Source organism: Filomicrobium sp. (assembly GCF_025698805.1).
GTDB classification, from domain to species: domain Bacteria; phylum Pseudomonadota; class Alphaproteobacteria; order Rhizobiales; family Hyphomicrobiaceae; genus Filomicrobium; species Filomicrobium insigne.
Genome location: NZ_JAILWT010000001.1, coordinates 89326 through 103957 on the forward strand (window position 1 = coordinate 89326; position 14632 = coordinate 103957).

The following is a 14632-nucleotide window of genomic DNA, read 5'->3' on the forward strand; positions in this document are numbered from 1 at the left end:
TTGACGGTCTTTCAAATCCTAGCACGGCTTTATCCTGACTCTTAGCCGATCCCTCTAGATAAGGTAACGCAAGTGCGACATCGTCGCCTGGCCGGTTTACGGCCTCTAGGTCACAAGCTGCAATATATTGCCAGATTGTCGCGACCAAACTCAGTTACGCAGAGCAGCGCTTAGATCCCTCACAAGATTCAAGACGGCTGGTACCGTCCCGTCAGTTGCTCCACCCTTATCGTCAAGGCTCTGCGCGATGGCCGTGACAAGTGCTGAACCGACCACGACGGCATCGGCCCCCTTCGCCAAGGCTTTGGCTTGTTCGCCCGTGCGAACTCCGAAGCCCACCGCGACCGGCAATTTCGTTGAAGCTTTAATGCGCGCTACCTGTGCGTGCACTTCGTCAACAACTGGCGCGGCGGCGCCGGTAATGCCGGTAATGGACACATAATAGACGAAACCTGATGTATTGGCGAGGACCGCGGGCAAACGGTGTTCATCTGTTGTGGGGGTCGCCAGACGGATGAAGTTCAGTCCCCGCTGGATGGCCGGCAGACAAAGCTCTTCGTCAGCTTCGGGTGGAACATCGACGACAATCAGTCCATCCACGCCAGCGGCCTTCGCGTCATCGAGGAAGCTTTCCGCAGGATAGACGTAAATAGGGTTGTAGTATCCCATCAAAACGATTGGCGTATCGGCATCCTGCTTGCGGAAGTCTGCGACCAATTCAAGCGTCTTCTTCATGGTCTGGCCAGATTTCAGCGCACGTAGTGAAGAGGCCTGAATTGCAGGGCCATCGGCCATTGGGTCAGAAAATGGCATACCCAACTCGATGATGTCAGCACCTGCTTCAGGAAGACCTGACAGGATGCGACGTGCGGTTTCCAGGTCGGGATCGCCTGCGCTTACGAAGGTTACGAGTGCTGCTCGGCCTTCCTGATTCAGCGCTGCAAAGCGTTTGTCGATGCGTGTTTCGGTCATGTTTCGTGTATATCAATTATGGCGGGACGATACTGCGGGATTGCAGCGGCGCGGCGTCGATTTGCGGGAAAAGCAACCCGAAATTCGGGGGCATGCGGCCAATTCGCGACCGTCGTTTCCCTCCCTTAGCACTCCCGGAAGGTTAGTGGTAGAAAGAAGTGCGCGGACCGTACCTCCGGCCACAAATCTCAGGCCGAACGTAGCTCACTGTGCTTCAGAGACGCGACGCGCGCAGCTTCCATTTGTCCGTTCATCGCACCTAGCCGACCGTGAAACGTATTCACGAAATCATCGCGCAGCCACGTTTCGAGCTGCAGCGCGTCCATCGGCTGCGCAAAGAGATATCCTTGGCCTCCGACGCACTCGTTCATACGCAGAAATTCCGCCTGCTCGCAGGTCTCAATTCCTTCAGCAATAACGGAGAGATTTAGCTGCCGCGCCATCGCAATGATGGATGTCACAATCGCCACGCTGTTGGAGTCAGAGGGCAAGTTATGCACGAAAGAACGGTCAATCTTGAGATTTTGGAACGGCAGCTTCGATAGATACAACAACGAAGAATAGCCCGTACCAAAATCATCGATCGAAACCGAGGTGCCTAACGCATTGAGCTCGCCCAACGTCTTCTCGACAACATCGAAGTCGTCAATGAGCATTGTCTCAGTAATCTCAAGTTCCAGCGCGCAAGGCTTCAAGTCTGTTTGCTCAAGTATGTTTTTTATTTTTTCGACAAACAGCGGGTCCTTAAATTGCCTCGCAGCGACGTTTACGGCGATTTTGACGTTGGTCAGCCCGCCCTGCCGCCAACGCGCAGCTTGCGTGCAGGCCTGGCGCAGCAAACGTTCTCCAAGCTCAATGATAATCGGCGAAGTTTCGGCGATCGGAATGAATTTATTCGGCGGCACCTGGCCTAAAACCGGATGCTCCCAACGCGCCAGTGCTTCAAGGCCAATCAGTGCGCCGCTCTTGAGGTCGATCTGTGGCTGATAGACCAACGAGAATTCGTCCTTCTGGATACCGAGAGCCGCGTCTCGTTCCAGAATTTGTTTTTCGCGGATCAACTCGTGCAATTCTTCGTCATATATTTCACACGTCGCGCGACCGGATTGCTTCGCTTGATACAGCGCATGATCTGCCTTGATGAAAAGCTCATCCGAGTCGGATGCGTGCTGAGGGAAGCAGCTCACGCCAATACTCGAAGAGGTGGCGATGCTCTTGCCATCGATATACATCGGGAGCCGAACGGCCTCCGCGATACGATCGGAGACCTCAGCGATTTCACGCACATCCGAGACCTTCCGGAATACGATCGCTAATTCGTCGCCGCCCAACCGGCCGACGATGTCATCCTCGCGCACGCATGCAGCAATTCTCCGCGCCGCCTCGCGAATTACGGAGTCCCCGACAGGATGCCCATAGGTGTCGTTGATCGTCTTGAACTTATCGATGTCGAGGATCGCGAGCGCCATGGTTCCATTGGCGATTCGCGCTTCACTCACATACTGCTGGAGACGCGCCTGAAGTTTTCGGCGGTTGGGGAGCCCCGTGAGGGTATCGTAATGTGCTAGATGCGCGATACGCGCCTGAAAACGGCGTTGCTCCACGGCGATCCCAACGAGATGCGATATCGTCCGAAAGAATTCGAGTTCGGCATCGGTCGGTTCACGCGGCTCGCGGTAGTAAAGGGCAATTGTGCCCAGAACCTCATCGTCGGAAGAGATTACCGGCAGCGACCAACATGCGCGAAGGCCGGTTCGCGCCACGAGGTCACGGATACCGGCCCAATACGGATGAGTTAACACATCCGATACGATCACAAGTTCTCGCGTGTAAGCAGCGGTTCCGCATGACCCCACGCCGTGCCCGATCTGAACTCCGTTAATTGAGTTCCTAAAAAACTCGGGAAGGCTGGGGGAGACACCGTCCTTAAAGCGGGTGCCGGATTCATCCAGTAGCAAGATGGAGCAGACGGTATCCGGCTTCAATCGCTCAACAGATTGGACGAGTGTCAGAAGCACCTGCTTGAGCGGCATTCCTGTCGCAAGCTGCTCAAGTACGACGCTCCGGCTATTTTGGAGATCTTCAGCCCATTGCCTATTTCGGATGTTGCGCCACACGAGCGCGCCGCAAAACGTACTAATCAACGTTACGAAACCCAAGAGCCCGAGGAAGGCGAACATGCTGCGCCGTTCGAGTTCCACAGCACGTTCGGTTAGGTCAATTTTGACGTTGACGGCCCCTTTGTAACCCGCGGTGCTTTCGATGGGAACGTAGGCCTCAGCGACAAGGCGGGGCCTGGATTCGCCACCCTCGTATTCAATGAGTTCGGTGTAGCTCTTGTCATTACGGATGGCGGCTTGCACGTGATCCGTTGGAATGCTCAGGCGGAAATCTCCTGACCATGAGGAGAATGCAACCGCACCGCGTTCATCGAGGATTTGATAATTGAGGACATTGCCGGTTGCCGTCGCAAAATCAAACGTCATCCGGTCTTCGTTGGTGATGAGGCCCGCCGATAGGAGGCCATCCAGCCCTCGAAGATTATTCTCCAGGTATTGCGCCCAGTGTACAGCCGTATACCGCCCCTCCTTCTTGAGGATGAAATGACGGGCTTTGCCCAGCGCAACCCAGCTTGCTGCGACTGCCGCGACAATCACAATCAACGTAGACAGGAGTAGTTTGGCGTCTTGGCTCAACCTCATGGCGTGCAGCCTACGGTCAAATTATTATTTATTTCCTTGATCCCAAAATCCAATACACTTGTACCGATGCATGAACATCTCAAAGGAAACTTTCAATGAGCCACTTTTATTGAAATTCGATTAAATTTCACATTAGCTGTAATTCAGGCGCAGGCCTTTGATCATGTCTGGGGTTACATATCCGAGGCTATTAGACATCATATAATCCAATTGAATTTTGAATATGTGCGCCGCTTTCGGCCCCTTATTGGCCCAGGCAAACCATCGAGGTATCGCGAGTCTCGTAAACCTCTCGACATCCTCCTGGCCAAGCCGATTGATTGTCGACCCCGCTTCTGCAAATTTTTTCCACGCCGCGACATCAGCCGCCTGGATCGTTGCGTGATGGAAGTCCGAATAGCAGCGCAGCTCTGACTCGATGAATTTCTTCAAATGGTCAGGCAGCTCATTCCAGCGCTTCATGCTCACAGTGAGATCCATAAGGTCCACCGACTGGTAGATTGATGGGTAACCGGGTGGCCCCATGGATATGTATTTCGTCACATCCTGCAGGCCCAGCGCGTAGTTGACGGAAGGTCCGACGTAGTCCGCTGCGTCGATGACGCCGGAACGCAGCGCTTCAACGATCTCGCTACCCGGTATCATTGTCGTTGCAGCTCCCGCCGCCTGAAATACCTCGGCTACAATGCCACCGGGCATGCGTATCTTGCGACCGCGGAAATCATCAATCGATCTGATGGGGACCCGGGAGTGGATGATGTTGGGGCCATGTTGGATGGGCCCGACATAAAACATCCCGTGCTCGGCGAAGGCTTCGCGGGCCAGTTCCAGCCCTCCAAGCCCATAGAAGAAGACATCCCACTCGTTAGCGTGTCGCATGGCCAACGGGTACGAACAGAGAAAGACAGCCGTCGGCATGCGCCCAGCCCAATAGAGCGTGAACGAGTTCATCGCATCCAAAGTGCCGTCCCTGAGTGCGTCGAAGAGCTGGAAGCCGCCGACGAGTTCTTCCGCCGCAAAGGGATGGAATGCAAGCTCACCGCCCGTCTTTTCGACGATGCCGTTACACCAGTCCTCGAAGATCTGAAGACCGATGCCGGCCGGCCATGACGTCTGGACCCGCCACGTGGTGCCAACTTCTCTACCTGAAACCACCGCGGGGGCCTTGATGTTGGCAACCCTATCTTGCTTGGCTCCGCGAGAACTCGATCCGCCAACAAACCCGGCTACGGAGGCTGTCGCCAATCCGACGGCGGAACCGGCTAAGAACGTTCGTCGTTTCATGGGCACCACTCAACGCCAAAACTTAAAATACAATATTTAGAAATTCATTTTTATAAATTTTTACCGACTGCTATTCGGAAACCAAAAATCAAATCCGCCAATCTTCCTCCCTATTGCGGGGAATAAACAATCAGATACTCAAAAAATATTAAGCTCGAGTTGCATTTTCAGCAACCCGAGCTCAATTTTTTGCATCAAGGATCGTGTCTTCGAATCTTTTTAGCGAATGCCTTTCTGAGGCAAGGTTCAGATGTCCATGCCGAGATGGCCAGCGACAGTGAAAACATCCTTATCGCCGCGTCCGCACATATTCATGACCAATAGATCATTTTGAGGAAGCGTCGGCGCAAGCTTGGCCACGTGTGCAAGGGCATGCGATGGCTCCAAAGCCGGAATGATGCCTTCCAGACGCGTGCAAAGCTGGAATGCGTCCAACGCCTCCTTGTCCGTTACCGAGACGTATTTGACCCGCCCTGTATCCTTCAACCAGGAATGCTCTGGCCCTACTCCGGGATAATCGAGTCCGGCAGAGATCGAGTGCCCTTCGAGAATCTGGCCGTCGCCGTCCTGCAAGAGATACGTGCGGTTGCCATGAAGTACGCCAGGGCGCCCTCCATTCATCGAAGCAGCATGGCCATTTGACACCTCAAGACCGTATCCTCCGGCTTCGACGCCATAAATCTTGACGCCTTCATCATCCAGGAATGGATGGAACAGGCCAATGGCATTGGAGCCGCCGCCAATACAAGCGACAAGCGTATCCGGCAGACGACCTTCTGCTGCCATCATCTGCTCGCGCACCTCGCGGCCGATGATGGATTGAAAGTCGCGAACCATTGCCGGGTAGGGATGCGGTCCTGCTGCGGTACCAATGATGTAGTAGGTATCATGGACGTTGGTGACCCAATCGCGCAACGCCTCGTTCATCGCGTCCTTCAGAGTGCCGGCACCGCTGGTCACGGGGTTCACCTTCGCCCCCAGCATGTGCATACGCACGACGTTAGGCTTTTGCCGTTCGACGTCGGTCTTGCCCATGTAGACTTCACAAGGCAGGCCGAAACGCGCACAGACGGTTGCGACTGCGACGCCGTGCTGGCCAGCGCCTGTCTCAGCGATGATGCGGGTTTTGCCCATGCGTTTGGCCAAAAGGATCTGGCCAAGGCAATTATTGATTTTATGGGACCCTGTGTGGTTCAGCTCATCGCGCTTGAAGTAAATTTTCGCGCCCTTGTCGCCGCCTGCTACACCGCGCAAATGCTCGGTCAATCGTTCGGCAAAGTACAGCGGGCTCGGACGGCCGCCGTAATAGGTCATCAAGTAGGTAAGCTCTTCCGCGAATGCCGGGTCTGCTTTGGCAGCGTTATACGCGTTCTCCAGCTCCAGGATTAGCGGCATCAAGGTTTCGGCTACAAAGCGACCGCCGAAGAGACCAAAGTGTCCGCGCTCGTCTGGACCGGTCACGTAGCTATTGAGTTTGTTAGGCTGGTTGGTGGTCGCCATATCGTTGGTATACGCTCCTTGTTGGTCGTGCCTGCCGTCGCGGTTCACACTGCCGGTGCCGGCGATGGGTAGCCTATTCCCGGCGACGCTCCAAGCGAACCTCTCCGTTCGCTTTTTCATCATGCCGGCCGACAGATCTTCCCGATGGCCTCGCTATCTTGCCGCGACGCTAGTCGATTTTGCCGTTTCAAGGAACCGCACAATACGTTGCGGGTCTTTGATGCCTGGCGCCTTTTCGACGCCGGAGGACACATCAACGATCGCGGCTCCGGTCAGGCGGATTGCTTCGCGGACGTTTTCAGCGTTCAACCCGCCGGCTAACGCGAAGTCAAATCGGCGCGCAACGCCGTCTAGAATTTTCCAGTCGAAACTGAGGCCGTTGCCACCTGGCAGGGCATCGCCTGCATCCGGGGGCGGAGCAGCATCGAACAATATCAAGTCGGCGCGACCAGGCCGCCGATAGGGCTCTGCCTTTTCCGCATCGCCTGGAGCTTTGATGCCGATCGCTTTTATAATGGCTGTATCGCCACGCGCCCGTAACTTGGCGACGCGTTCAGGGCTTTCATGCCCGTGCAGCTGTATAAGGTCGGGGGCCACTTCTGCACACACCCAATCAAACAGCTCATCATCCGGGTCAACAAGCAAAACAACCGAGCGCGCACGATTCCGCGCCGTATTCGCGAGCGCCTTCGCACCGGCGATATCTACGTGGCGTGGACTTTTCGGAAAAATCACGAAACCAACGAAGTCGGCAGCAGCGGCAATCGCAGCTTCGAGGGCTTCCTGCGTGGTCAAGCCGCAGATTTTTACTTTTGGTTGCATTGGCTTAGGTCCATGCCATCCGTTGAGATAACGGACGCCGAGGAACACTTATCGCGATTTGGCAATAAGCTGTCGGCTGCCACCGGTTGCGTTGGCATCGCGTTCACGGGTCAGCCGGTCGGCTTCAGCCTGCCAGCGTCGCGCTTCTTGGGTTCGCACGCGCGCTGCGTGACGCCAGTGGCCTTGTCCGAACCATACAGCCAGCCCCCCCGCGATGATACCCAACGCCAGGACACCGAAGAGATAGGCATAAAAGGGAAGCACCAGAGATAGTGCCGGAGTGTCTGGTCGAAATGGATCGAGCACGAGACGCACATCATGGCGGTTAGCCACGGCTAGTGCAATCAAGACCAGCGCCATTGGGAAGGCGATTACGATCGTAAATATTCGTTGCAGCACGGTCAGCGCCCCGGATAACTACCAGCGCCCCCGGATCATAATTCGGAGTGCCCTGGCCGTTGTAGATTCCCATAACGGCCCACATCCTGCGAACCGACACAGCAAGTGAACCTTCCTTTGCGGTAATCTATACGACTTTTTTTCCGGCGACGGCAGCCCGCGTGAGAGAAGGTTAGTGACCCTTTTTCTTTGGCACATTAAGGCGGTCACGCAGCTCTTTGCCAGTCTTGAAGAACGGAACGAATTTTTCCTCGACTGGTACAGGCTCTCCAGTACGTGGGTTCCGGCCTTCACGTGCCGGACGGTGCTTGACGGTGAACGCGCCAAAGCCACGCAGTTCGACCCGGTCCCCGCGTGCCAGAGCATCAACGATTTCATCGAAAATCACGTTCACGATGCGCTCGACATCGCGATGATAGAGATGAGGGTTTGCAGCGGAAATCCGCTGGATCAGTTCGGACTTTATCACCGGCTGCCTCCCATGAGGAAAGTTGTTGTAATTATTCAATTTTTGGCAGGTTGCCAAACAGAAACAAGACCGTCAAGACTTAGTGAAGAAAGGTTTCCGTCACGGCTGGCGAATTGGGTCAGTCCCGCCACGCCCGCACCGACCAATCCGGCCGCCAAATTAGAGAGAGAAGCGGACAGCCCCCAACCCGAGTCGTCTTTCACTTTCCAGTCGACGACTTCAACATTCGCCGGAACGCCGCGTTTCTCTTTCAGCCAGCGAACCGCCTCGTCTTCTCCGCCGATCTCATCAACGAGTTTGTAATCTTGAGCCTGACGCCCCGAAAAGATGCGGCCTTCCTTCAATCCTGGCACCTCTGCAGCGGTAATACCGCGCCTGGCTTCGACAAGAGACAAGAACCACTTAAAGCCGTCATCGATCATCTCGGCCGTGACGTTGAGAGCTTCCTGATCCGCTACCTTAAAGGGAGAGGGCTCAGCCTTCAGCGCACCGCTCTTGACCTCGTTCATCTTCACGCCGATCTTGCCCAGGAGTTCGGTCACCTCAGGCCACTGCATCAGGACGCCGACGGACCCCGTGATCGTATTGCCGCGGGAAACGATGTGATCGGTTGCCAACCCAACGATGTAGCCTGCAGACGCGGCAACTGTACCGAATTGGGCCACCACTGGCTTTTTTTCGGCCACGTCGCGCAAGGCCGTGTAAAGCGCTTCTCCGCCAGTAGTCGTCCCACCAGGGCTGTTCACGAACAGCAAGACGCCGGCGACATGGTCGGCTTTAGCGATTTCGCGTAGCAATTGAAGCTGGCGGCGATCCTCGAGGATTGTGCCAACTATGGAAACCCGTGCAATTTGGGGCTTATTCAAGAAGCCCGATAGGCTCTTGTCGCTCATAAGTAGCGCGCCGACTGCCAGCAATAGGGCGAGTACGGCCAGAATACGCCAGGAAGCCATCTTGCGGCGCAAACGGCGGCGATCAAGGACGACTTCGGTCTCAACGCTCATTGATAGACTCCGGTGCGCACGTGTCGCCCGCTAGGTGGACTTACGCGCTGTTTCTGATTGCCTTTCACGTTAGGCAAGTATCGGGCCGTCTTCAATAATCGTTATTCGGGTCACTGAAACCGGAATCTTACAATTAAGGCGCACGATAGGCTAGCCCTATCGTGCGCCTTCCAAAGTTGTCTTGCGAACTTTATTCACATCACAGAACGGCGGTTTAAGACACCCCGACGTTCATGCATTGTGCGTTCAGTCCTGCTCTTCCTCGTCGGAGTCGTCGTCGCTCTGGCTCTTCTTGATCGCAGCGCCCAAGATGTCGCCGAGTGATGCGCCTGAATCGGACGAACCGTACTGAGCAACAGCCTTCTTCTCTTCGGCGATCTCCAGCGCTTTGATGGAAACGTTGATCCGGCGCGCCGCCTTGTCGAGGCTGATAACGGCAGCATCAAGCTTGTCGCCTACGCTGAAACGCTCAGGGCGCTGTTCGGAGCGGTCACGCGACAAGTCCGAACGCTTGATGAACGTGGTCAGGTCGGTATCGGCCAGCTTGACTTCGATGCCGTTCTCCTGAACGCCGATCACTTCGCAGGTTACGATCTCGCTCTTCTTGAATCCGCCAATGGTTTCGGCCGGATCGCCGCCCAACTGCTTGATACCGAGCGAAATGCGTTCTTTCTGGCTGTCAACATCGAGAACCACAGCCCTGACATTGTCGCCCTTCTTGAAGTCCTTGATGGCTTCGTCGCCAGCGCGGTTCCAGTCGAGGTCGGAGAGGTGGACCATACCGTCGACACCACCTTCGAGACCGATGAACAGACCGAATTCTGTGATGTTGCGGATCGGGCCTTCGACTTCCGTACCGCGCGGGTGCTGAGCCAGGAAGACTTCCCAAGGATTATCTTGCGTCTGCTTGAGACCCAGCGAGATACGACGCTTGTTGGAATCGACCTCAAGGATCTGAACTTCCACTTCCTGGCTCGTGGAAACGATCTTGCCTGGATGGATGTTCTTCTTGGTCCAGCTCATTTCGGAGACGTGGATCAAGCCCTCAACACCTGGCTCCAGCTCAACAAAGGCACCGTAATCGGCAATGTTCGTTACGGTTCCGGTGAAGCGACCGCCGACGGGGTACTTGGCTTCGATGCCTTCCCACGGATCGGACAGCAACTGCTTCATGCCGAGGCTGATGCGCTGCGTTTCCGGGTTGATGCGGATGATCTGCACCTTCACGGTATCGCCGACGTTGAGGATCTCGGAAGGATGGTTGACGCGGCGCCAAGCCATGTCGGTGACGTGAAGGAGACCATCAATACCACCGAGGTCGATGAACGCACCGTAGTCGGTGATGTTCTTGACCAGACCGTCGATAACCTGACCTTCTTCCAGGCGGGCGACGATGTCGGCGCGCTGTTCGGCACGCGTTTCTTCGAGAACGGAGCGGCGCGACACGACGATGTTGCCACGGCGACGGTCCATTTTAAGAATTTGGAAAGGCTGTTGCTGGTGCATCAGCGGGCCAATGTCGCGGACGGGGCGAATGTCGACCTGGCTGCCCGGCAGGAAGGCCACGGCACCATCGAGGTCGACCGTGAAGCCGCCCTTGACCTTGTTGAAGATGACGCCCGTCACCTTTTCGCCAGCCTCGAACTGTTTTTCAAGACGGTTCCAGCTTTCCTCGCGGCGGGCCTTCTCGCGGGACAGAACTGCTTCACCGAGCGCATTTTCGATGCGCTCAAGGTAGACTTCGACCTCATCGCCGATCTTGATTTCGGAACTGCCGCTGGTGGAGAACTCGCGCAGAGGAACGCGGCCTTCCATCTTCAGACCAACGTCAATTACAGCTAGATCCTTCTCGATGCCGACCACCTTACCCGTGACGACGGCACCTTCATAAATGTCGTCCTTGGCTAGGCTTTCGGCCAGAAGGGCGGCAAACTCGTCCTGAGTGGGGTTAAGATCTTTTGAAAATTCGGTTTGCGACATACGCAGTTGCGCTCCTGAGTAATAGGGGTTTGATGCCGCCCCGCAGATAAAATCCGGGTCGTGGCATCGGTTGCTTTAGTCAATGATCCCAACGGATTAATGCTGGCCCAGCGGGAGCGTTCCCGCCGCCGCAACAAGCACGTCCGGCTCGATCATACGATTGGTGAATTTTGTTGCCGCCGCGATGAGTATCGCACCCTGCCAATAAGATTTGGGGCGTACGTCTTGCATACACCCTATTGGCCGATCTTCCTCTTGATCAATCCGACGGCGGCGTCGAATGCCGTTTCTATATCCATTTCGGTGGTATCGAGCAAGTCCGCGTCTTCGGCGCGGCGCATCGGGGCCGCTCCGCGCCCAGCATCGCGCGCATCGCGCGCGCGGATTAACTCCAGCATTTTCTCCATATCCGGGCTCTCGCCCGCCGCCTCATACTCGCGGAACCGGCGCTTGGCACGTTCTTCGACAGACGCGGTGACGAAGATCTTGGCGTCCGCATCCGGGCAAACCACGGTGCCTATGTCCCGTCCATCAAGTATGGCCCCCGGCAGCCGGTTCGCAAAACTGCGTTGATATTCCAGCAGCGCCGCCCGAACTTCGGGGATTTTCGCGACAATTGAAGCTGCCTCGCCGATACCGGGGGCGCGCAGCCCTGCATCGTCCAGCCGCACCGGGTCCAACGAACAGGCTAGCGTGGTAACTGCGCGCGTATCGTTAAGATCGTGGCCGAGCTCCAGACAATCGCGGGCGACAGCGCGATAAAGAAGGCCCGTATCAAGATAGTGGTAACCGAAATAGGCGGCGAGACGCCGGGCAAGAGTTCCTTTTCCCGATGCCGCTGGCCCGTCTATCGCGATGATCATAACGGTCACTCCGCAACCGCGTCGAACCGCGCTCCCAGCTTCTCTAAAAGACCAATGAACTCCGGGAAACTGGTGGCGATCATGGATGTATCGTCCACCTTGACCGGCTTTTCGGACGCGAAGCCCATGACCAGGAACGCCATTGCGATACGGTGATCGAGATGCGTGGCGACCACCCCGCCCCCTGAAACGCGGTCCGACCCAACCACGATCAAAGCATCTCCTTCAACGCGCGCGTTAACGCCGTTGACTTCAAGGCCCGCCGCAGTTGCCGCCAACCGGTCGCTTTCCTTGACCTTCAACTCGGCCAAGCCTTCCATGACGGTCTCGCCCTCAGCGAAAGCTGCCACCACGGCCAGGATCGGATATTCGTCAATCATAGACGGAGCACGTTCCGGCGGCACCCGAACGCCCATCAGCGCGGAATGGCGCACACGGATGTCGGCAATCTGTTCGCCACCCTCCTCACGCTTATTCGCGTACGTGAGGTCGGCCCCCATTTCCTGGAGGGTCTTGTAGAAGCCAATGCGTGTATCGTTGATAAGGACGCCTTCGATCGTGACGTCTGATCCCGGCACCAAAACCGCAGCGGCGGCGAGAAAGGCTGCTGAAGAGGGATCAGCTGGCACCGCAACCTCGCGGCCCTGCATCTGCTGACCGCCCGTTACTGAGATCCGCGTTTTCCCATCGCCCCCGGCCGCTGTTGTAATTTCGGCTCCGAAGAAGCGGAGCATGCGCTCCGTATGGTCGCGGGTCGGTTCGGTCTCTATGACCGTCGTCGTGCCTGTCGCCTGCAAGCCCGCGATCAGAACCGCAGATTTGACTTGCGCGGAGGGAACGGGGAGTTCGTATTCAATCGGTACGAGATCGACGGTACCGCGCAATTTGAGTGGCAGCGTCTCGCGATCCTTGTTCTCGACCTGGAGCCCCATTTGCTTGAGTGGGTTCAGGACGCGGCTCATGGGACGACGGGAAAGAGACTCGTCCCCAATCATTTCGACGCTAACCGCCTGGCCGGCGACGACGCCCATGGCCAAACGTGCTCCAGTTCCCGAATTGCCGAAATCGAGCGGAACATCAGGCTGCTGGAACCCACCGAGCCCGCGGCCCTGCACCTGCCATACGTCCTTTGTCTTAGTTGCAGGCGCGCCCAATGCGCTGACGACCTTGGCCGTGTTGAGCACATCTTCCGACTCGAGCAATCCCGTGATCCGTGTCGTTCCCAGACTGAGCGCACCGAAGAGCAGCGCACGATGGGAAATCGATTTGTCGCCGGGAACAGTGAGTTGGCCGGACAATGGTCCGGATCGAGTAGACGAAAGCGGCTTCGGAACGTAAGACATCGGCTTGGCACCGGTTATGCTGGGATTGCCGGGATTGGGGACGCAGCAGCCCGGGCTCTATAATCGGGAAGCGCGCAAATCTTGGCGTCTTAGAGCAAGCCGGCCATGCTCATGTCAATCGGCGTTGCTCAGGGATCTTTTTTCACCCCTGAACGCGAACGGATCGCCCTTTTGCGTTCGCATCTATATTAGAGAACTTTCGCTGTCACCGAAGGTTAGTTTTGACAGAGCGACGGTGGTATGGCAGAGGGCACGCTCTTTTTCCAGACGACAAAGGCACAACACCCCATGGCCAAGGACGCGCGCGGGATAAAACGCACCTGCCAGAGCAGCGAATGCGGTTCCCGATTTTATGATCTCAATCGCGATCCGATCGTTTGTCCGATTTGCGGCACGATCTACGAAATCGCGCATGCCCCTCCGGGCGCGGTGATCGACAAAGTCGACGAAGCGTCTGCACGTAAGACCAAGAAGTCCGAGTTCGCCAGCGCCGATGGTGAAGCGGATGAGAAGGACGAGGAGGAAGATCTCGTCGATGTCGAAGCCGACGATGATCTCGCCGATGCCGACGATGATACTTTCCTTGAAGATGAGGAAACCGACGGCGGTGATGTCTCCAATATTATTGGCGGCGCCCACGATGGGGACGAGGACGAAACCTAAGCCTGCGACGTGGCTAGGCGGGGCCAGAAACCACCCAGGGCGAGGCGCGGAAAAACCGCTCTTGCCCTGGAAAGTGCAAGGCATTCAATTTTGGCTTGATGTTTACGTCGGCTCGCCCTATTGAACGCCCTCTAAACGGAGACTCGGTCATCTAGCTCCGTTTGGCTTACTCGTAAGAGTACATTCCCAATACCGGTCGGGGCCGTAGCTCAGTTGGGAGAGCGCTACAATGGCATTGTAGAGGTCAGGGGTTCGATTCCCCTCGGCTCCACCAGATTTGAAATTGCTTAGTCACCCTAAGCCCTTTCCTTTCAGAATGAACGTTCCGGATCGATGAGCAGAGGGCTGGCGCTCGTCGCGCGCACCTCATGCTCAAACATCTGGTGTAATGCTACTTTCAGGCTTGCGATCACGGCGATGGCTTGTGCGATATCGGCGTTACGTTCAGCGATTTTAGCAATCTCAGCCGCTCGCTCGGGTGGAAGTTCCCCGTCAACGTAGGCGTTCAGTTCCTGTCTGACTGGAAGAGCGGCCATCACTGCTTCCACGCTAGCCCCGCGAGCGTGGCAACGCAGCAGCCAGATAGGCGCCTGCCGCGATCCGAAGAATAGGCCGTCCGATGTGATTACCG

The 14632-nt window shown here is 56.5% G+C and carries 14 protein-coding genes and 1 tRNA gene; 2 read left to right on the forward strand and 13 right to left on the reverse strand.

From position 1 onward, the window contains the following. Positions 1 to 150 precede the first annotated feature (150 nt). From trpA to aroA, 12 genes are all read right to left on the reverse strand, one after another. Positions 151 to 972 carry a tryptophan synthase subunit alpha gene (trpA, locus tag K5845_RS00365; RefSeq protein ID WP_046477903.1) on the reverse strand — a complete coding sequence of 274 codons (822 nt, stop codon included), beginning with the start codon at positions 970 to 972 and terminating at the stop codon, positions 151 to 153. A gap of 188 nt (positions 973 to 1160) precedes the next feature. Next, positions 1161 to 3674: a putative bifunctional diguanylate cyclase/phosphodiesterase gene (locus tag K5845_RS00370; RefSeq protein WP_052743785.1), complete on the reverse strand. Its 2514-nt coding sequence runs from the start codon at positions 3672 to 3674 to the stop codon at positions 1161 to 1163. Positions 3675 to 3806: 132 nt separating this feature from the next. Beyond that, entirely contained in the window at positions 3807 to 4958 is a 1152-nt protein-coding gene (gene dctP, locus K5845_RS00375; RefSeq protein WP_082101067.1) for a TRAP transporter substrate-binding protein DctP, read from the reverse strand. 246 nt (positions 4959 to 5204) lie between these two features. Continuing rightward, positions 5205 to 6458, reverse strand: coding sequence for a tryptophan synthase subunit beta (gene trpB / locus K5845_RS00380; RefSeq protein ID WP_046477902.1), 1254 nt, complete (start codon positions 6456 to 6458; stop codon positions 5205 to 5207). Positions 6459 to 6611: 153 nt separating this feature from the next. Beyond that, a complete protein-coding gene (locus K5845_RS00385) occupies positions 6612 to 7280 on the reverse strand; it encodes a phosphoribosylanthranilate isomerase (RefSeq protein WP_287957968.1) in 669 nt (222 codons plus the stop codon). Positions 7281 to 7328: 48 nt separating this feature from the next. Beyond that, positions 7329 to 7679, reverse strand: coding sequence for a hypothetical protein (locus tag K5845_RS00390; RefSeq protein WP_287957970.1), 351 nt, complete (start codon positions 7677 to 7679; stop codon positions 7329 to 7331). A gap of 172 nt (positions 7680 to 7851) precedes the next feature. Beyond that, positions 7852 to 8148: an integration host factor subunit beta gene (gene ihfB / locus K5845_RS00395; RefSeq protein WP_046477900.1), complete on the reverse strand. Its 297-nt coding sequence runs from the start codon at positions 8146 to 8148 to the stop codon at positions 7852 to 7854. Between the two features lie 35 nt (positions 8149 to 8183). Continuing rightward, positions 8184 to 9152 carry a signal peptide peptidase SppA gene (sppA, locus tag K5845_RS00400; protein WP_046477899.1) on the reverse strand — a complete coding sequence of 323 codons (969 nt, stop codon included), beginning with the start codon at positions 9150 to 9152 and terminating at the stop codon, positions 8184 to 8186. 246 nt (positions 9153 to 9398) lie between these two features. Next, entirely contained in the window at positions 9399 to 11132 is a 1734-nt protein-coding gene (gene rpsA, locus K5845_RS00405) for a 30S ribosomal protein S1 (protein ID WP_046477898.1), read from the reverse strand. A 96-nt stretch (positions 11133 to 11228) separates the two neighbouring features. Further along, positions 11229 to 11363, reverse strand: coding sequence for a hypothetical protein (locus K5845_RS00410; protein ID WP_280136745.1), 135 nt, complete (start codon positions 11361 to 11363; stop codon positions 11229 to 11231). 5 nt (positions 11364 to 11368) lie between these two features. Beyond that, positions 11369 to 11995: a (d)CMP kinase gene (gene cmk, locus K5845_RS00415; protein ID WP_046477897.1), complete on the reverse strand. Its 627-nt coding sequence runs from the start codon at positions 11993 to 11995 to the stop codon at positions 11369 to 11371. A 5-nt stretch (positions 11996 to 12000) separates the two neighbouring features. Further along, positions 12001 to 13338 carry a 3-phosphoshikimate 1-carboxyvinyltransferase gene (gene aroA, locus K5845_RS00420; protein ID WP_287957973.1) on the reverse strand — a complete coding sequence of 446 codons (1338 nt, stop codon included), beginning with the start codon at positions 13336 to 13338 and terminating at the stop codon, positions 12001 to 12003. 240 nt (positions 13339 to 13578) lie between these two features. Here aroA and K5845_RS00425 point away from each other — a divergent pair, with 240 nt between their 5' ends. Further along, positions 13579 to 14001 (forward strand): TIGR02300 family protein, encoded by a 423-nt coding sequence (locus K5845_RS00425; protein ID WP_244465041.1) that lies wholly within the window; start codon positions 13579 to 13581, stop codon positions 13999 to 14001. 198 nt (positions 14002 to 14199) lie between these two features. Beyond that, a tRNA-Ala gene (locus K5845_RS00430) sits at positions 14200 to 14275 on the forward strand. A 37-nt stretch (positions 14276 to 14312) separates the two neighbouring features. Here K5845_RS00430 and K5845_RS00435 read toward each other — a convergent pair. Further along, positions 14313 to 14537, reverse strand: a complete 225-nt coding sequence (locus tag K5845_RS00435) for an anti-sigma factor (RefSeq protein ID WP_046477895.1) — start codon at positions 14535 to 14537, stop codon at positions 14313 to 14315. Between the last annotated feature and the right edge of the window lie 95 nt (positions 14538 to 14632).